19 protein-coding genes are annotated in these 18,252 nt (G+C 63.3%); 9 read left to right on the top strand and 10 right to left on the bottom strand.

The genetic code is table 11. The features are described from left to right. Positions 1-140 precede the first annotated feature (140 nt). Both GH659_RS12780 and GH659_RS12775 read right to left on the bottom strand, forming a co-directional pair. On the bottom strand, positions 141-1,226 hold the full coding sequence (locus tag GH659_RS12780) for an alpha/beta hydrolase (RefSeq protein ID WP_153111820.1): 1,086 nt from the start codon (positions 1,224-1,226) through the stop codon (positions 141-143). Between the two features lie 32 nt (positions 1,227-1,258). Further along, positions 1,259-2,407 (bottom strand): iron-containing alcohol dehydrogenase, encoded by a 1,149-nt coding sequence (locus GH659_RS12775; protein ID WP_153111819.1) that lies wholly within the window; start codon positions 2,405-2,407, stop codon positions 1,259-1,261. Between the two features lie 166 nt (positions 2,408-2,573). Between GH659_RS12775 and GH659_RS12770 the strand changes: the two genes are divergently transcribed. Both GH659_RS12770 and GH659_RS12765 read left to right on the top strand, forming a co-directional pair. Next, complete coding sequence (locus GH659_RS12770) at positions 2,574-3,545, top strand: AraC family transcriptional regulator (protein ID WP_153111818.1); 972 nt, start codon at positions 2,574-2,576, stop codon at positions 3,543-3,545. Between the two features lie 189 nt (positions 3,546-3,734). Then, positions 3,735-4,121: a hypothetical protein gene (locus GH659_RS12765; protein WP_153111817.1), complete on the top strand. Its 387-nt coding sequence runs from the start codon at positions 3,735-3,737 to the stop codon at positions 4,119-4,121. Positions 4,122-4,153: 32 nt separating this feature from the next. Here GH659_RS12765 and GH659_RS12760 read toward each other — a convergent pair whose 3' ends face one another. The 8 genes from GH659_RS12760 to GH659_RS12725 are packed head-to-tail and all read right to left on the bottom strand — an operon-like array spanning position 4,154 to position 10,599. After that, positions 4,154-4,594 carry a nuclear transport factor 2 family protein gene (locus GH659_RS12760; RefSeq protein ID WP_153111816.1) on the bottom strand — a complete coding sequence of 147 codons (441 nt, stop codon included), beginning with the start codon at positions 4,592-4,594 and terminating at the stop codon, positions 4,154-4,156. Between the two features lies 1 nt (position 4,595). Further along, positions 4,596-5,351, bottom strand: coding sequence for an SDR family NAD(P)-dependent oxidoreductase (locus GH659_RS12755; RefSeq protein ID WP_153111815.1), 756 nt, complete (start codon positions 5,349-5,351; stop codon positions 4,596-4,598). A gap of 21 nt (positions 5,352-5,372) precedes the next feature. Then, positions 5,373-5,894: a DUF3833 domain-containing protein gene (locus tag GH659_RS12750; protein ID WP_153111814.1), complete on the bottom strand. Its 522-nt coding sequence runs from the start codon at positions 5,892-5,894 to the stop codon at positions 5,373-5,375. After that, positions 5,891-7,132 (bottom strand): MFS transporter, encoded by a 1,242-nt coding sequence (locus tag GH659_RS12745; protein ID WP_153111813.1) that lies wholly within the window; start codon positions 7,130-7,132, stop codon positions 5,891-5,893. The genes GH659_RS12750 and GH659_RS12745 overlap by 4 nt, the downstream gene beginning before the upstream one ends. 1 nt (position 7,133) lies before the next feature. Beyond that, entirely contained in the window at positions 7,134-7,319 is a 186-nt protein-coding gene (locus GH659_RS12740; RefSeq protein WP_153111812.1) for a chalcone isomerase family protein, read from the bottom strand. Further along, positions 7,288-8,484, bottom strand: coding sequence for an SAM-dependent methyltransferase (locus GH659_RS12735; protein ID WP_153111811.1), 1,197 nt, complete (start codon positions 8,482-8,484; stop codon positions 7,288-7,290). Before GH659_RS12735 ends, GH659_RS12740 begins: the two co-directional genes overlap by 32 nt. Next, entirely contained in the window at positions 8,481-9,260 is a 780-nt protein-coding gene (locus tag GH659_RS12730; protein WP_153111810.1) for a DUF1365 domain-containing protein, read from the bottom strand. Before GH659_RS12730 ends, GH659_RS12735 begins: the two co-directional genes overlap by 4 nt. 7 nt (positions 9,261-9,267) lie before the next feature. Then, positions 9,268-10,599: an NAD(P)/FAD-dependent oxidoreductase gene (locus GH659_RS12725; RefSeq protein WP_153111809.1), complete on the bottom strand. Its 1,332-nt coding sequence runs from the start codon at positions 10,597-10,599 to the stop codon at positions 9,268-9,270. A 231-nt stretch (positions 10,600-10,830) separates the two neighbouring features. Here GH659_RS12725 and GH659_RS12720 point away from each other — a divergent pair, with 231 nt between their 5' ends. The 7 genes from GH659_RS12720 to aceF all read left to right on the top strand — a co-directional run bounded on the left by GH659_RS12720 (position 10,831) and on the right by aceF (position 18,245). After that, entirely contained in the window at positions 10,831-11,151 is a 321-nt protein-coding gene (locus GH659_RS12720; protein WP_153111808.1) for an ArsR/SmtB family transcription factor, read from the top strand. Next, positions 11,148-11,672 carry an arsenate reductase ArsC gene (locus GH659_RS12715; RefSeq protein ID WP_153111807.1) on the top strand — a complete coding sequence of 175 codons (525 nt, stop codon included), beginning with the start codon at positions 11,148-11,150 and terminating at the stop codon, positions 11,670-11,672. Before GH659_RS12720 ends, GH659_RS12715 begins: the two co-directional genes overlap by 4 nt. Then, positions 11,669-12,742, top strand: a complete 1,074-nt coding sequence (arsB, locus tag GH659_RS12710; protein WP_153111806.1) for an ACR3 family arsenite efflux transporter — start codon at positions 11,669-11,671, stop codon at positions 12,740-12,742. Before GH659_RS12715 ends, arsB begins: the two co-directional genes overlap by 4 nt. Continuing rightward, positions 12,723-13,769, top strand: a complete 1,047-nt coding sequence (locus GH659_RS12705; protein ID WP_153111805.1) for a permease — start codon at positions 12,723-12,725, stop codon at positions 13,767-13,769. Before arsB ends, GH659_RS12705 begins: the two co-directional genes overlap by 20 nt. A 34-nt stretch (positions 13,770-13,803) precedes the next feature. After that, positions 13,804-14,034: a thioredoxin family protein gene (locus GH659_RS12700; protein WP_153111804.1), complete on the top strand. Its 231-nt coding sequence runs from the start codon at positions 13,804-13,806 to the stop codon at positions 14,032-14,034. Between the two features lie 204 nt (positions 14,035-14,238). Further along, positions 14,239-16,917: a pyruvate dehydrogenase (acetyl-transferring), homodimeric type gene (gene aceE, locus GH659_RS12695; protein WP_153111803.1), complete on the top strand. Its 2,679-nt coding sequence runs from the start codon at positions 14,239-14,241 to the stop codon at positions 16,915-16,917. An 11-nt stretch (positions 16,918-16,928) separates the two neighbouring features. Beyond that, a complete protein-coding gene (gene aceF, locus GH659_RS12690; RefSeq protein WP_153111802.1) occupies positions 16,929-18,245 on the top strand; it encodes a dihydrolipoyllysine-residue acetyltransferase in 1,317 nt (438 codons plus the stop codon). Positions 18,246-18,252 lie beyond the last annotated feature (7 nt).

Genomic DNA, 18,252 nt, shown 5'->3' with positions numbered 1-18,252 from the left:
GCCGAACATCCGGTCAATCGTGTCGACGAACTCCTGCCTTGGGCCGTGGCAACGCAGATCGCCTCGCCTGACAACGCTTCAGCCTGATTCCGGTTTCAATTTCAAGACGGCGTTGGCAGAACGCTTACCCGGCGCCTTGTTTACTTCAGGTTTTTCCCGAAGAAATCCGCCATTTTGTCGAACGGGATCTTGCCCGCCTTGTCGTCATACAAGTCAATGTGATTGGCGCCCTTGACGATCAGCAGTTCCTTCGGTTGCGCGGCGGCCGCATAAGCAGTTTCGCTGAAGTAGCGCGAATGCGCGTTCTCGCCATGGATCAACAACAAGGGCCGCGGCGAGATCTCCTTGATGTAGCTGAGGATGGGCATGTTCATGAAGGACAGCGGCGTGGTCTGCGTCCAGGCGTTGCCGGAGTTGACCGCACGCGGGTGGTAGCCGCGCGGTGTCATGTAGTAGTCGTGGTAATCAACCATGAACTGCGCTTCGCCGCCCTTCAGTTTGTTGTAGGGCGGCTGGTAGGCCGGGGCGCCCTTTTCCGCATCCTGCCAGCGCTGCCGGCTCAGTTGCTCCAGCGCTTGCGTGCGCTGTTCGAGCGTCACGCTGTCGTTGTAGCCCTTGGACATGACGCGGGTCATGTCGTACATGGTGCTGGCGACGACGGCCTTGATGCGCTTGTCCACGGCCGTGGCATTCAAGGCCATGCCACCCCAGCCGCAAATGCCGATGATGCCGATGCGTTCGCGGTCAACCGAAGCCTGCAGGCCAAGGAAGTCCACGGCCGCGCTAAAGTCTTCGGTGTTGATGTCCGGCGAGGCGACATTTCGCGGCTCGCCGCCGCTCTCGCCGGTGTAGGACGCGTCGAAGGCAAGCGTGACAAAGCCGCGCTCGGCCATCGTCTGCGCATACAGGCCGGAGGATTGCTCCTTTACCGCACCGAAGGGGCCACCCACGGCCAGCGCGGCCAGCCGTTGACTGCCACGGTTCTTCGGCAGATACAGATCGGCGGCCAGGGTGATGCCGTAGCGGTTTTTGAAGGTGACCTTCTGATGGTCGACCTTGTCGCTTCTGGGGAAGGTCTTGTCCCATTCCTGGGTCAGGTTCAGGGTATTGCCCGGGTTTGAAGCAGGATTGGTCTGCGCCAGAACGGCGGGGGCGCTGACGCACATCGCGACACAGGCGACGATGGCGCTTTGGAGGAATCTCTTGCGGGAAAGCAGCGTACTCATTTGGATTTCCTTCTGTCTTTCACGAATGGTGGTTACAGCGCATTTTTGAGAACGGCCATCACCACGTCCGGGGTATAGGTCTCGGCGATGCCGAAGATGCGCACATTCTTCTGTACGTTCTCGACGATGGCCGCCAGGTCGGTCTCCTTGATGCCCAGTTGCGACAGACACGTCGGCGTGCCGATCTTGTCGTACCACGCCTGCAGCGCGGCAATGCCCTGTTCGCCGCTTTCAACGCCAAACACGTTCCGGGCAAAGCGTTCGAACTGCGCCGGGTTGCGCTCACGGAACCACTTCATCCAGGCCGGGACGACTACCGACAAGCCAGCGCCGTGCGGCACGTTGAACAAGGCGGAGAGCGAGTGCTCGATGGCGTGGTTGGGATAGCTGAAACCGGCGGCGCCCGAGTAGGTCAGGCCGTTCAGCGCCAAGGTGGCCGCCCAGGCGAACTGACTGCGGGCGTCATAGTCCGCCGGGTCAGCCAGCAACGCCTCGGTCGTTTCGATCACGGTGTTGATCAGCGATTCGACCAGGCGCGATGGCAGCGTCGGATGCACAGTCGCGGTGAAATACGATTCGATCAGATGGGCGATGACATCCGACGCCGAATACACGAGATAGTCGCGCGACACGCCCTGCATCAGCGCCGGATTGACGATCGACACCTTGGGGAACAGGGGCGCGGCCGAGATGAAAAACTTTTCCTGGGTCTCATCGTTGGTAACCACCGCCGACGGGTTCATTTCGCTGCCGGTCGCGGCCAGCGTCAGGATGGCGAACAACGGCAGCGCCGATTCGACACGGGCCTTGCCGACAAACAGATCCCACACGTCGCCGTCGTAAAGAACTCCGGCGGCAATCGCCTTGACGCTGTCGAGTACCGAGCCGCCGCCCACGCTCAGGATGGCATCGACCTGATGCGCACGCGCCAGGGCAATGCCTTCGCGTACTTTCGAGAGAACGGGATTGCTGACGATGCCGCCGAACTCGACGAGTTCGATACCTTTACCAGCAAGACTCTGGCTGACAACATCGAACAGCCCCTCGCGCTTGATGCGCTCGCTGCCGTAGCAGAGCAGCACTTTCCTGATGCTGTGCTCAGCCAGATGCGGGCCGATCAACTGTTCCTTGCCGGTGCCGAATTCGATTTTGGTCGGATTGAAGAAGGTGAAGTTTTCCATGGGGCGGTCCTCAGTAAATGCAGGGAAGCATTTTTCGCGATCCAGACCGCGCATCGATAGATAAATCCGCCGCATTTCTTGCCTGATCCTCCACGGCCGAGGTTTTCTGGTTGGAATCAGCACTTCGAGCGGATATTCTTCGGACAGGATGTGTTTGGAGATTGCCATGCCGAATCAGGAACAGGCTGAACGCCACGAAGCCGGAACGCTCGACGCGCTGCGCGCAGCGATGGTCGACAGCATCGGGGGCCGGACGGTCGGCAACACCGACAGCCCGACCGCGATTCCACACCTCAGCCTCTTCCGGCGCGAGATGCCGATGGCTCCGTGCACTTGCCTCGTGGAAGCGAGCATCGTGCTTGTCGTGCAAGGGGAAAAACAGATGCTGGTGGGCGGCGAGGCCTACCCGTACAACATCAATCGCCTCCTGATCACGTCGCTTGATCTTCCCGCCAATTCGCAGATCGTATCGGCCAGCCCGGATCAGCCGTGTTTGGGACTGGTCCTGAAGCTCGATCTGCGCATCATGGCGGAGCTGATCGCGCAAGGCGGTTTGCCCTTACCGGCGGCGCATGCCAACGAGCGGGGCGTCGGCATCGGGCTTGGCGCCGTCACCCCTGTTTTGCTGGAAGCCTTCAAACGCCTGCTCGATTTGCTCGACGAGCCCGACACGATCCCGGTGCTGGCACCGCTGATCGAGCGGGAAATCCACTATCGCCTGCTCAAAAGCGACCAGGCCGCGCGCCTGTGGCAGATCGCCTCGGTGGGAAGCCAGGGGCATCGCGTCGCCAAGGCCATCGACTGGCTGAAAACGAACTACACCGCCCCGTTGCGGATCGAAGACCTCGCTGCCCATGTGCAGATGAGCCCGTCGAGCCTGCATCAGCACTTTCGCCAGCTCACCGCCATGAGCCCGTTGCAGTATCAGAAGTGGCTGCGACTAAGTGAAGCACGCCGCCTGATGCTGAATGAGAATCTGGATGCAGCGAGCGCCGCCTTCGAGGTCGGCTACGAGAGCCCATCGCAATTCAGCCGCGAATACACCCGGCTTTTCGGCGCGCCGCCCAAGCGGGATATCGGAGAACTGCGGGACAAGGCAAACAGCCCTCGCCCCGTTGTAACAAGCCAGTCCAATTGATCTGATGTAAAACGACGGCAACGTGATGCTGTGCCAATGCACCTGCGACCGAATGCAGCGACGAGCGCATAATCCGCACTCCCGAATCTTTCCGTTGCAACACGCATGAACATCACTCGCGCCCTCCTTTCCCTTGCAATTGCTCTTCTTGCGGGCAAAGCCATGGCTTTTCAGGTTTCTGAAACAGTCGTGAACCAGCTTGTTCAGAAACGGATCGCCGAGAAAAACCGGAAGAACCTGCAGTTGCTCAACCCGAAGCTGACGCTGCTCGATGGGTACGCCACTTTCTGTGCGGCAGCGCGATCGAAGCTGATCACGACAGACGTGGCGTTTTGCGCCAACCTGACGCCGAAATGGCAGGCGGAAAGCGGTGCCTTGCTGGCGACCAACCTCTCCCTGCTATCGCTTGAGGCGCCCGGCTATTCGCCAGCCGAAACCGAGTTGTTCCGCGCGTTCCTCAACAAAGCGGTGCTGCCGGGCATCGAAGGGATCGAGCTCTATCGGGCGGAAAACCAGATCGGAAAACAGATCAAGGACGTCAAAGTCCTGCCGGGGAAAATCGACCTCGATTTTTGACGCGAAACAAAGACTCCGCAGACTCGCGCTGCCTACCGTCCCGCCGTCAGTCTCTTCCGCAGCCAGCGCATGAGGCAGCCGATGACCGGCAGCTTCATGTACAACTCCTCGGCCGCATCCCAATAGTCGCGGTGGTAATTCACCCGGCCGGCCGCGTCGAATTTCAGATGCGAGACACCGCGCACGACCTGCGCCTCGCCGCGCCCCGTCCCCCGCCCCCACCCGCGCGGGCGAAAGCGGAATTCCCAGACGAGCATGGCGTTGTTCGCGTCGGCGAGGTGTTCGATGACGACAAAGCGCGGCGCATCCACCTGCCGGAACATGTGCGCGAAGATGCGCTGAATGGCCTCGACCCCGCGCACCTCGTTGAACGGGTCCTTGAAATAGGCGTCGGCGCTGTAGAACTCGGGGAAGCGCCCGACACTCTCCGGCGTCAGGTCGTGGAAGAAGGCAATCAAGCGGTCGAGATCCATTTCAGCCACCGGTCACGCGGCGAATCAGCGGGAAATACAGACGGTAGGGCAGCAGCGACAAAAACTTCAGCACGCGCGTAAACCGCTTGGGGAAATGGATCTCGAAACATCCTGTCCGGAAGCCATCCACCACCGCCACAGCCGCCTGTGCCGGGGTCAGCAGCGCCGGCATGGCGAAATCGTTCTGCGCCGTCAGCCGGGTCTGCACGAAGCCCGGATTGATCACCCATACGCCGATCCCCTGCGGCTCCAGATCGAGATGCAGGCACTCGGCAAAATGGATCAACGCCGCCTTGCCCGGCCCGTAGCAGAGCGCCTTGGGCAGGCCGCGATAACCGGCCACGCTGGCCACGAAGGCGATACCGCCGCCCGCGTGCAGGTCGGGCAGCACAGCAGCGGCGAGACGCATCGCGCCGTTGAAATTGACGGCGATGACCTGCTCGGCGCGCGCCAGATCGAAATCCTGCGCCCGCATCGGCACGTAATCGCCGGCCAGATACACCACCAGATCGACGCCGCCCCACGCCGCCAGCAAAGCCTGACGCGCGCCGCCCAGACTCGCCGCATTGGTGGCATCGCACGGCAGCATAAGGGCGTGATCGATGCCAAGCGCCTGCAATTTATCGAGCGACCGCGCGGAAAGCGCCAGCCGGGCGCCGCGCCGGGCAAGCTCCTGCGCCAGCGCCGCACCGATGCCGCTCGAAGCGCCGACCAGCCAGACGCGCCGGCCTTGCCAATCCACGATTTTCGGGTTCATCGCCAACTCCTTTCCGGCACTTCAGCGCTTGACGAAGGTGAGCGTCACTTCGCCGAGGCGGAATCCCCACTTCGACATGTAGGAACGATTGAGCATCACCTTGTCGTCCATCAGGAACATCCAGTCGTCGAAATCGACATGCCAGGTCCTGCCATCCACCGGCAACGCCAGCACATAGCGCCAGCGCAACGCATTGCCGGCCAGTTCGCCCACCGCCTCGCCGATCACATCGTCGGCCGTGCCGCGATAGGTGCCGTCCGGCTGCCGTTTCAGCGTCCACACCCGGCGCGATGTCGTGCCGTCGGACCACGCGAAATGCTCGTCGAGCACGCCGGTATCGCCGTCCCATTTGGCGTCGATGACGACGTGGAAACGCTTCTTCACTTCGCCGGAACGCCCTTGAAACATCCCCCACCCGTCGAGCGTGCCGTTCAGGTAGTGCTTGAGGTCGAGCACCGGTTGCTCGGCCTGGTATTGCTCGACGCCGGTCGAGGCGCAGGCGGAGAGGCCGAGGGCAAACAGGGTTGCGGTCAGCATTTTCATGATCGTATCTCCAGTGAATCGCGCCAGCGCCAGAGCAAACCGGCCGCCAGCAGCTTGAAGCCCAACGGCAGCAAGGCATAGGCAAAGACCAAGGCGCCCAGCCCGTGCTCACCGTAATCGACACCTTCGCCGCCCGGCTGGTAGCCGAGCACATCAAGCAGCGGCAGCGCCAGACCGGCGGCCAGCGCCAGATTGAGCTTGGCGACGAGATTCCACACGCCGAAACAAGCTCCGGACTGGCCTTGGCGCTCGCCCAGATCGGCGGCCATGGCCGCCGGCAACGCCAAATCGGCCCCCAACGCCAGCCCGGAGGCAAGACAAATCACCGCGAAGGCCGCCACATCGCCCCTGCCGAGCAAACCGGCACCGCCGAACGCCAACATGGCGACCACCATCGCCACGCCCCAAGCGCGCACCCGCCCGACGCGCCCGGCCAGTTTCACCCACAGCGGCAGCGAGGCGGCCCCGGCGACGAAATACAGGGCCAGCAAGGGGCCGCTCGCCGAAGACGCGCCCAGCACATCGGCGACAAAAAACAGGAACAGCGTGGCCGGCAGCGCCGCGGCAATGCCGTTGGCGACGAAAACGCCGAGCAGATGACGAAAATCGGCGTCGCTCAGCGCGCGACGCAAGCTCCGGCCGATCGGCTGGCCCGACGCCGGAACAAACCGGCCTCGCCCCACCAGCGAGAAAGTCGCGGCCGCGGCAACGAGCAACAACGGCGGTAACACCCACGCCAGACGCGCCGTGCCAACGCTCAGATCGCTGGCCAACACACCGGGCAAGGCCGCCGCCAGCACGACGCCAACCAGACCGAATCCCTCGCGCGCTGCCGTCAGCCGGGTGCGCTCCGCCGAGTCGGCACCGACGGCGGCGCCCCACGCCTGATAGGCCACCGAGGCCGCCGAAAAGCCGAGGTAAGTCAGCCCCAACGAGCCGAGCAGCCAGAGCGCGGAAAACTCGCGTGGCAGGTTGAACAAGGCGATAAAGCCGAGCGCGAACGGCGGCAGGGAGATCGCCAGCATCGGGCGGCGCGGCACCCGGTCCGCCAGCCAGCCGAGCCACGGATCGATGAAAGCATCGAACAAGCGGGCAACGAGCAGGATTGCGCCGAGCAGCGCCAGTTCCATGCCGACCGTTTCGGCGTAGTAGCGCGGCACATGGACATAGATCGGCAGCGCGGCAAAGGCGAGCGGCAGGCCCAGCGCCCCGTAAGCCAGCACCTTGCCGTTCGACATTTCACGCCTCCTTGCGCCCAAGCAGCGCCGAACGCAACTCCGGCGCGCTCGTCCGCGCATCGAGCCAGATGGCGAAGAAGGCGGCGGCAAATCCCGGCGAATCGATGACCCCGATCAGGCGATCACCCTGATAAAAGAGCGCCTCATCCGGCCGATCAACGATGCGCAAGTTCAAACTGGACGACATCGATATTTCCGGCTAGAAAGCCGGCCTCGCAGTAGGAAAGATAAAAGCGCCACAAACGACGGAAGGCATCGTCAAAACCCAGCTCCACAATCCGTGGCCAGTTGGCGTCGAAGGCGGCGCGCCATTCGGCGAGCGTGCGCGCGTAATCAAGGCCGAAGGCGAATTCGTCGACAACCTGCAACCCCTGCCGCCCGGCGGCCTGCCGGAAGGCGCTGCGCGACGGCAACATGCCGCCGGGAAAAACGTATTGCTGGATGAAATCGGTACCGCGCCGATAGGCGGCAAACAGATCGTCGCGCAGGGTGATGCACTGGATCACCGCCCGGCCGCCCGGCTTGAGCGCCCGAGCGACCCGGGCGAAATACGTCGGCCACCAGCGTTCGCCGACCGCCTCGAACATCTCGATCGACACCACATGGTCAAAGCGCTCACGCATGTCGCGGTAATCCTGCAGGCGCAGATCGGCCTGCGGCACGCGCGCTCGTGCCCACGCGAGCTGGGCCGGCGACAGGGTGAGCCCCGTCACATCGAGCCCATGCCGCACCGCCATTTCGGCAAACCCGCCCCAGCCACAGCCGATCTCCAGCACTTTTTCGCCCGGCGCGGCCTGCAAGCGGTCGAGGATGCGCCGGTACTTGGCGTGCTGCGCGGCGAGCAGCGAGCCGTCGTCCTCCGCCCGGAAAATCGCCGACGAATAGCTCATGCTCGGGTCAAGCCAAAGGCGGTAAAAGTCGTTGCCCAGATCGTAGTGCGCCATGATGTTGCGCTTGCTGCCGGCGCGGCTGTTGCGGTTGAACCAGTGGCGAAGACGGGCCGCCAGCAGTTGCCGCCAGGAACCGTAGATCGCCTTGGACAGCACAGCGCGATTGCGGGCGAGCAACGCGAGCAACCCGGTAACGTCGGACGAATCCCACTGGCCGTCGAGATAGGCCTCAGCCAGCCCGATGTCGCCACGCGCCAGCACACGGCCGAACATCCGCTCGTCGTGCACCTGCAGGGTGACGCCGCTCTCCCCCTCGCCGAACAGCACGCCGGAGCCATCCGGCAGACGGACTTCAAGCAGGCCGCCGGTCACTTTTTCGAGCAGGCCGAAAACGGTACGGGTGTCGCGCGCCAGCGATTCGGCGCCGCGCAGAACCTGTGCATGATTGATCGTCTGATTCATTTTGGCGATTCCTGTTGGGGACGGGAAACGGAGTTCGAAGAAGCGGGGGCCACACCGAGGAACGGCACGCCCTTGATCCAGAGCTTGAACGCCTGCCAGTGGATGCGAACCATGACGCCGAGCGTCAGGAATGGCATGCGCAGAAAAGCGGCAAGCAACGCACCGACCGACCATGGCCGCGGCTTGCCGGAAATGCAGGTGAGCAGCAGCTCGCCCTTGCCGTCCTCGTAGTCGATGTGTGCCCTCTGGACAGCGCAGTCGAGCTGGAAGCGGAAGCGGTAGCCGCCTTCGACGGTGTTGAAGGGCGACACATGAAAGACCTTTTCGGCACGCAACTCCTCGCCGTCGGCCAGCGGCTCGCCGTTCCGATGCAGCAGATAGCTGTGCGTGCCGCCGAAGGTGTTGTTCACCTCGGCGAGGATGGCGATCAACCGGCCGGCCCGGTCATGGCAAAACCAGAAGCTGACCGGGTTGAAGACGTAGCCCAGAACGCGCGGAAACGTCTGCAGCACGATTTCGCCGTCGGCGGGCAAGCCCTGCTCGGCCAGCAAACCTTCGATCCACGGCAACAGCGGGCTGCCATCGCGCCGGCCGTGGTCCTTGCGGTAGAAACTCAGCAGGTTGCGACGATCGACCGAGAACACGGCGCACTCCGCCGCTGCCAGGTCGCGCAACGGCAAGTGCACATAGAACACCGGATAGACGAAAGCATTGACCACCGGGCGCACGCGCCGGTGCATGACATGACCAAGGCAGAGTTGCGGGCGGGCGTTCATGGCGACGTCAGACGGTTTCTGCCTCGGGATTGAGTTCAGCCTCGCCGCGTTGCCAGGGCGCCTCGACGCCGAGGCCGTTGGCAACGCGCAGCGCCGATTTCAGACCGTCTTCGTGGAAGCCGTAGCTCCCCCAGGCACCGGCCAGCCAGAGACCGCCCACTCCCTGCACCGCGGCCAACCGTTGCTGGGCGGCAATGGCCGGGCCATCGAAAACCGGGTGAGCGTAGTCGAATTCGGCGATCACCCGGGCCGGCGCCGGTTCGCGCGCCGGATTGAGCGTCACCACCACCGGCGTCTGGAAAGGCAGCGGCTGCAGCTTGTTGATCAGGTAGGAAACGCCGACGGACTGTTTATTTCCAGCGGCCTCCGCCCCCACCCCGGCAAAGTAGTTCCAGGCCGACCATAACTTGCGGTCGCGCGGCAGCAGGGCCGGATCGGAATGCAGCACGGCGCGGTTCGGCTGATAGCGAATCGCCGCCAGCACCTCGCGCTGAGCAGCGCTCGCCGTTTCGCCAAGGATGGCAAGCGCCTGATCGCTGTGACAGGCCATGACGACTTGATCGAAGTGTTCGCCCCCGCCGGCGTGTCTCACGCACAGCCCGTCGGCGTCACGCGACACGGCAAGCACCGGACAGGCCTGACGCACATCATTGATGCCGGCCGCAAGCCTTTTCACATATTCCCGCCCGCCCCCCTGCACGGTGCGCCAAAGCGGGCGGTCGAACACCTGCAGCAGGCCGTGGTTGTGGCAGAAGCGGATGAAGGTGGCGAGAGGCATGTCGCGCATCTGCCCAATCGGGCAGGACCAGATCGCCGCCGCCATCGGCAGCAGATACCAGTTGGCAAAGGCGTCCGAATAGTGGCCCTCGGCCAGAAACGCCCCCAAGTGGCGCTCGTCATCCGGATGCGCGCGCAGCCAGGCCATGCTTTCCCGGTTGAAGCGCAGGATGTCGAAAAGCATGGCCCAGAATGGCCCGCGCACGAGATTGCGCTTCTGACCAAAAATGGTCGCCAAGTTGCTTCCGGCCCACTCCAAAGCGGGATTTTCCAGACTGACCGAGAAGCTCATCTCGGTTTCCTCGCTCGCCACCCCGAGGTGCTCGAACAAGGCAATCAGGTTGGGATAGGTGCGCTCGTTGAATACCAGAAATCCGGTATCGACCGGATGGGTCACGCCGTCCAGCGAGACATCGACGGTATGGGTGTGCCCGCCCAGATACGCGCCGGCTTCAAATAGCGTCACCTCATGCCGGGACGCCAGCAACCAGGCGGCGGCCAACCCGGAAATACCGGCGCCGACGACGGCGATACGCTGATTCGGGACGATGCGTGTTTCCATGCCAGCCTCCAGCCATTCGACAAATCAACCCCGTTGACCATCTCACTTTAGTTCGCCGCCGGCGATTTCGGCAGGCATTTCGACTATGCGAACACGATGACGCCTCGCTTGTAGAAGACAAAAACCTACTTTGTTTGTTCAGAATTTCGGCAATCGACCCAAAAACTGCTCGCCCCGAGTCCAATGCGCCGCACTTGACCCGGCGCACAACATTTCCATAATATTGGAAGCATGGAAAACAAAGACGCCGTAACCGCTTTTGCCGCGCTGGCTCAGGAGAGCCGGCTTTCCGTTCTTCGCCTGCTGATCCAGAACGGCCCGGAGGGGCTGACGCCGGGGGTAATCTGCGAACAGCTCGACCTGCCCGCGCCGACGCTGTCGTTTCATCTGAAAACGCTGGCACAGGCCGGGCTGGTCGTCGCCACGCAGGAAGGGCGTTTCGTGCGTTACCGGGCGGCGATGCCGGCGGTCAACGCGCTGATCGCCTTCCTGACCGAAAACTGCTGCCAAGGCCAACCGGCGCGCTGCGCTCCCAAGGAGAAAACTGAATGACCGAATCGAAACCGATCACCGTGCTCGTGCTATGCACCGGCAATTCCGCCCGCTCGATTCTCGGCGAGGCACTGTTCAACCATTTCGGCCAAGGCCGCGTGCGCGCCTTTTCCGCCGGCAGCCAGCCGTCGGGCAAAGTCAATCCTGTGGCGCTGGAGACGTTGGACAAGCACGGCGTGCCGCTGCCGGCGGAGGTGCGCAGCAAGTCGTGGGACGAGTTCGTCGCGCCCGGTGCGCTCGGCACCACACGCATCGATTACATCTTCACCGTCTGCGCCAGCGCGGCCGGCGAGACGTGTCCGGTCTGGCCGGGACATCCGACGACGGCGCACTGGGGCATCGCCGATCCGGCGCACGTGGAACCGATGGAAGCGCGGCGCGAGGCGTTTGAAGTCGCCTATCAGGCATTGGAGAAGCGCATCAAGGCGTTCCTCGCGCTCGATCTGGAGACGATGTCAGCTAAGGACGTGGCGACGGCTGCGCGCTTGATCCATGAAGCCGCCGCAGAGGGCGAGCAATGAGCGCGCAGTGCGAAGTAACGGCCAAAGTTGCCGCTGGCGAGCCGCTGAGCGTGTTTGAGCGCTACCTGACGGTGTGGGTTTTCCTGTGTATCGTCGCCGGCGTTTTGCTCGGCCAGACTTTGCCGGGTGTCTTTCAAGCGATCGGTCGCATGGAGTACGCGCAGGTCAACTTGCCGGTCGGGCTGTTGATCTGGGTAATGATCATTCCGATGCTGGTCAAGGTCGATTTTGGCGCGCTGCACGAGGTGCGCCAGCACGTGCGCGGCATCGGCGTGACGCTGTTCATCAACTGGCTGGTCAAGCCGTTTTCGATGGCTTTCCTCGGCTGGCTGTTCATTCGCCAGCTCTTCGCGCCCTACCTGCCGGCCGACCAGCTCGACAGCTATATCGCCGGGCTGATCCTGCTCGCCGCCGCGCCGTGCACGGCGATGGTCTTCGTGTGGAGCCGGCTGACCAACGGCGATCCGCTGTTCACGCTGTCGCAGGTGGCGTTGAACGACACCATCATGATCTTCGCCTTCGCGCCGCTGGTGGCCTTCCTGCTCGGCATCTCGGCGATCACCGTGCCGTGGGCCACGCTGTTCACCTCGGTGGTGCTGTACATCGTAATCCCGCTGATCCTCGCCCAGCTGTGGCGCAAGCAGTTGCTCAAGGGCGGGCAGGCGGCGTTCGACGCGGCGATGGAGAAGATCGGCCCGTGGTCGATCACCGCGCTGCTGGCCACGCTGGTACTGCTCTTCGCCTTCCAGGGCAAGGCGATCATCGAGCAGCCGCTGGTCATCGCGCTGCTCGCCGTGCCGATCCTGATCCAGGTGTTCTTCAACTCGTCGCTGGCTTACTGGCTGAACCGGAAGGTCGGCGAGAAGCATTCGGTGGCCTGCCCGTCGGCGCTGATAGGCGCGTCGAATTTCTTCGAACTGGCGGTGGCGGCGGCGATCAGTCTGTTCGGCTTTGAGTCCGGCGCGGCGCTGGCGACCGTGGTCGGCGTACTGATCGAGGTGCCGGTGATGCTGGGGGTGGTCAAGGTCGTCAATGCGAGCAAGGGTTGGTATGAGCGCGAACACACTTGAACGCACGATCACTCTCCGTCAATGGCTGACGCTGATCGCCGGCGCGGCGGTGCTCTGGCTTGCCGCCTATTGGCATCTGACCGCGTTTGCCGATGCCGTCATCGCCGCGCTCGGACTGACGCGCCAAACGCACTTTGGCGAGGCGGTGCATTTCTTCGTCTACGACACGCCCAAGGTGTTGCTGCTGCTCGCCGGCATCGTCTTTGTCATGGGCATCGTGCAGACCTTTTTCGCACCGGAGCGCACGCGCGCGCTGCTCTCGGGCAAGCGCCTCGGCGTCGGCAACGTGCTGGCGGCGACGCTGGGCATCGTCACGCCGTTCTGCTCGTGTTCGGCGGTGCCGCTGTTCATCGGTTTTCTCTCGGCCGGCGTGCCGCTCGGCGTGACATTCTCCTTCCTGATCGCCGCGCCGATGGTCAATGAAGTCGCGCTGGTGCTGCTGTTCGGTCTGTTCGGCTGGGAAGTGGCGGCGCTTTATCTGGGCATGGGGCTGCTGGTGGCGATCGTTGCCGGCTTCGTGATCGGTGAACTGAAGATGGAGCGCCACCTGGAGGACTGGGTGCAGAAGATCCACGCCGGCCAGGTCGATCCGACGGTCGGTCTCGACCTCGGCTGGGTCGAGCGCTTCGAGGCCGGTTGGAGCCACGTCAAGCAGATCGTCGGCAAGGTGTGGCCGTACGTCCTGCTCGGCATCGCACTCGGCGCCGGCATCCACGGCTACGTGCCGGAGGATTTCATGGCCTCATTCATGGGCAAAGACGTGTGGTGGGCGGTGCCGGCCGCCGTCGTGCTCGGCGTGCCGATGTACACCAACGCCGCCGGCATCATCCCGATCGTCGAGGCGCTGATCGGCAAGGGCGCGGCGCTCGGCACCGTGCTCGCCTTCATGATGGCGGTGATCGCGCTCTCGGCGCCGGAAATGATCATTCTCCGGAAGGCGCTCAAGCCGAGGCTGATCGCCACCTTCGCCGGTGTCGTGGCGACGGGCATCCTGCTCGTCGGTTATGTTTTCAACGCCGCGATGTAAAAGCGGTCGTTTCTGATTTTTTAAGGAGAAGCGCATGAAAGAAGTAAAAATTCTCGGCACGGGCTGTGCCAACTGCAAGAACACGCTGGCGATCGTCGAACAAGTCGCCAAGGAGAAAGGCGTGGAAATCAGGTTGGAAAAGGTCGAGGATCTGCCGGCGATCATGAGCTACGGCGTGATGTCGACGCCGGGTGTGGTCATCGACGGCACGGTCGTCCACGCGGGTGGCGTGCCGTCGAAAACGAAGGTCGAAAGCTGGTTCTGAGCGCCCGACCACGCGCCATGACGCCCGAAAACGCGGTTGTCTGCGGCCTGTATTGAACCATTCGATACCCGGCCAGTCACAGAACCCTTTACTGCCAGGGCGGCCAGACCATCGCCCCGGCAAGCCCGACGCCTTCGTCTAGAATGCAACGAGCGATTTGCAGCATCCGTAGCAACCGCGCTATCTCTCAACCAGGAGAAATTCATGGCACAACCAGAAGAAAACCAAAACGTCGCCACCAGCGACATTGACCCGCAGGAAACCCGCGAATGGCAAGACGCCCTGCATGGCGTCATCGAACACGAAGGCGCCGAGCGCGCCCACTTCCTGATTGAAGCGATGATCAATCAGGCGCGCGAAGAAGGGATCGACACCCCTTACAACGCCACCACCGAATACATCAACACCCTGCCGGTAACCAGCCAGGCCAATTATCCGGGCAATACGACGCTCGAAATCCGCATCCGCCACTTCATCCGCTGGAATGCGATGGCGATGGTCGTACGCGCCAACAAGCACACCAACGTCGGCGGCCACATCGCCTCGTTCGCCTCGCAAGCCGCGCTTTACGACGCCGGCTTCAACTGGTTCTGGCGCGCCGCCAGCGAGAAGCACGGCGGCGATCTGATTTTCTTCCAGGGGCACTCGATCCCGGGCGTGTATGCCCGCGCCCACCTGCTCGGCCGGCTGACCGACGAGCAGATGGACAATTTCCGCCAGGAAGTCGACGGCAAGGGCCTGTCGTCCTATCCGCACCCGTGGCTGATGCCGGACTTCTGGCAATTCCCGACCGTCTCGATGGGCCTCGGCCCGCTGCAGGCGATTTACCAGGCCCGCTTCATGCGCTACATGGAAAGCCGTGGCCTGCTCGAAGCCTCCGACCGCAAGGTCTGGGCCTTCCTCGGCGACGGCGAGACCGACGAGGTCGAATCGCTCGGCGCCATCGGCATGGCGGCACGCGAGAAACTCGACAACCTGATCTTCGTCATCAACTGCAACCTGCAGCGCCTCGATGGCCCGGTGCGCGGCAACGGCAAGATCATCCAGGAACTCGAAGGCACCTTCCGCGGCGCCGGCTGGAACGTCATCAAGCTGCTCTGGGGCCGCCATTGGGATGCGCTGTTCGAGCGCGACAAGAAGGGCATCCTCAAGAAGCGCATGATGGAATGCGTCGACGGCGAATATCAGACCTTCAAGGCCAAGAACGGCGCCTATGTCCGCGAGAATTTCTTCAACACGCCGGAACTCAAGGCGCTGGTCGCCGACTGGACCGACGCCGACATCTGGCAACTGAATCGCGGCGGCCACGACATCTTCAAGATTTTCAGCGCTTTCAAGGCCGCCGTCGAGCACCAGGGCCAGCCGACGCTGATCCTCGCCAAGACGATCAAGGGCTACGGCATGGGCGAATCGGGCGAGGCGATGAACATTTCGCACCAGCAGAAGAAGCTCGACCACGACTCGATCAAGCACTTCCGCGACCGCTTCAACCTGCCGGTGCCGGACGACAAGCTGGACGAAATTCCCTACCTCAAGTTCGAGGAAGGCTCGCCCGAACTGACCTACATGCGCGAACGCCGCGAAGCGCTCGGCGGCTATCTGCCGTCGCGCCGCCGCACTGCACCGCCGCTGGCCATTCCGCAACTGAGCGCCTTCGAGCCGCTGCTGCGCGCTTCGGGTACCGGCCGCGAAGTATCGACGACGATGTCGATCGTGCGCGCGCTGAACATCATGCTCAAGGACAAGGCGATCGGCCGCCACGTCGTGCCGATCGTCCCCGACGAATCGCGCACCTTCGGCATGGAAGGCCTGTTCCGCCAGATCGGCATCTGGAACCAGCAGGGCCAGAAGTACGTGCCGGAAGACCACGATCAGCTGATGTTCTACAAAGAATCGAAGACCGGTCAGGTGCTGCAGGAAGGCATCAACGAAGCCGGCGCGATGAGCGACTGGATCGCCGCCGCCACCTCCTACTCGGTGCATGGCGTGCAGATGATTCCGTTCTACATCTGCTACTCGATGTTCGGCTTCCAGCGCACCATGGACCTGTGCTGGGCCGCCGGCGACCAGCGCGCCCGCGGCTTCCTGATCGGCGGCACCGCCGGCCGCACGACGCTGAACGGCGAAGGCCTGCAGCACGAAGACGGCCACTCGCTGGTCCTCTCCGGCCTGATCCCGAACTGCGTCAGCTACGACCCGACCTTCGCCTTCGAGATCGCCGTCATCATGCAGGACGGCATGCGCCGCATGTTCCAGGAGCAGGAAGACGTTTATTACTACCTGACGGTGATGAACGAAAACTACGAGCATCCTGAAATGCCGCAAGGCGCCGAACAGGACATCATCAAGGGGCTGTACGCCTTCCGCAAAGGCGCCGAGTCCAAGGGGCCACGCGTGCAGTTGCTCGGCTCCGGCACCATCTTCCGCGAAGTCATCGCCGCCGCCGACTTGCTCAAGAACGACTGGGGTATCGACGCCGACATCTGGGGCTGCCCGAGCTTCAACGAGCTGGCCCGCGACGGTCAGGACGCGCAGCGCTGGAACATGCTCAACCCGCTCGAAACGCCGCGCCTGTCGCACGTCGAAAGCTGCCTCAACGACACGACCGGCCCGGTCATTGCCGCCAGCGATTACGTGCGTCTCTACGCCGACCAGATCCGACCGTTCATCAACCGTCGCTATGTGACGCTCGGCACCGATGGCTACGGCCGTTCGGACACGCGCGAATCGCTGCGCCATTTCTTTGAAGTCGACCGCCACTGGGTCACGCTGGCCGCGCTAAAAGCGCTGGCCGACGAGGGCAGCATCGAACGCGGCAAGGTCGCCGAAGCGATCGTCAAATACCGCATCGATGTCAACAAACCCAATCCACAATCGGTCTAAGGGAGCCCTCCATGAACCAGTCAATTGAAGTCAAGGTTCCGGACATTGGCGACTTCAGCGCCGTGCCGGTCATCGAAATCTGCGTCAAGGTCGGCGACACGGTCGCGGCCGAGGATTCGCTGATCACCCTCGAATCGGACAAGGCAACGATGGACGTGCCGTCGCCGGCCGCCGGCGTCGTCAAGGAAATCCGCGTCGGCCTCGGCGACCGGGTGTCGGAAGGCACCGTCATCGCCATCATCGAAGCCGTCGCCACGGCGTCGGCCGCACCGGCAGAGGTCGAAAAAGCGGCACCGGCGGCGCCGGTCGCTCCCGCAGCGGCCAGCGTGGCCGTAACGATTGCCCCGAAAGCCGCGCCGCAACCCATCCCGGCGCCGGTCGCTCCGCCCGCCGCAACCCTGGGCAACACACACGCCAGCCCGTCCGTCCGCCTGTTCGCCCGCGAGCTTGGCGTCGATCTGAGCCGCGTGCCGGCAACGGGGCCGAAAGGCCGCATCGTCAAGGAAGACGTCACCCAGTTCGTCAAGGGTGTGATGTCGGGGGCCGTTGCCGGCGCGGCAGGTGGCGCCTCGCTCGGCGGCGGGCTCGACCTGCTGCCCTGGCCGAAAGTCGATTTCGAGAAATTCGGCCCAGTCGACGTGCAGCCGCTGTCGCGCATCAAGAAGATTTCCGGCCAGAACCTCGCTCGCAACTGGGTGATGGTCCCGGCCGTGACCTATCACGAAGACGCCGACATCACCGAACTGGAAGCCTTCCGCGTCGCGCTGAACAAGGAAAATGAAAAGAGCAGCGAGAAAACCGGCAGCAAGGTAACGATGCTCGCCTTCATCATCAAGGCCTGCGAACTGGCGCTCAAGAAATTCCCCGAGTTCAACAGTTCGCTCGATGGCGACAATCTCGTTCTCAAGAAATATTTTCACATCGCCTTCGCCGCCGACACGCCGAACGGGCTGGTCGTGCCGGTCGTCAAAAACGTCGACCAGAAATCGGTCAGCCAGATTGCCGTCGAATGCGGCGAACTGGCGAAGAAGGCCCGCGACGGCAAGCTCGGCCCGGCCGACATGACCGGCGCCTGCTTCACCATTTCCAGCGTCGGCGGCATCGGTGGCACCTACTTCTCGCCGATCGTCAATGCGCCGGAAGTCGCCATTCTCGGCGTCAGCAAATCGGTGATGAAACCGGTGTGGAACGGCCAGGAATTCGTGCTGCGCCTTATACTGCCGCTCTCGCTGTCAGCCGACCACCGCGTCATCGACGGGGCGCTGGCGACGCGCTTCAACGTCCATGTCGCGCAGCTGCTCGCCGACATGCGCCGCGCCCTCGTATAAGAAGAAG

Origin of the sequence: Propionivibrio limicola (genome assembly GCF_009469695.1) — a bacterium.
GTDB classification, from domain to species: Bacteria; Pseudomonadota; Gammaproteobacteria; order Burkholderiales; family Rhodocyclaceae; genus Propionivibrio; species Propionivibrio limicola.
Note: the sequence above shows the minus strand (reverse complement) of the source record. Positions and strands in the feature narration are given on the sequence as shown.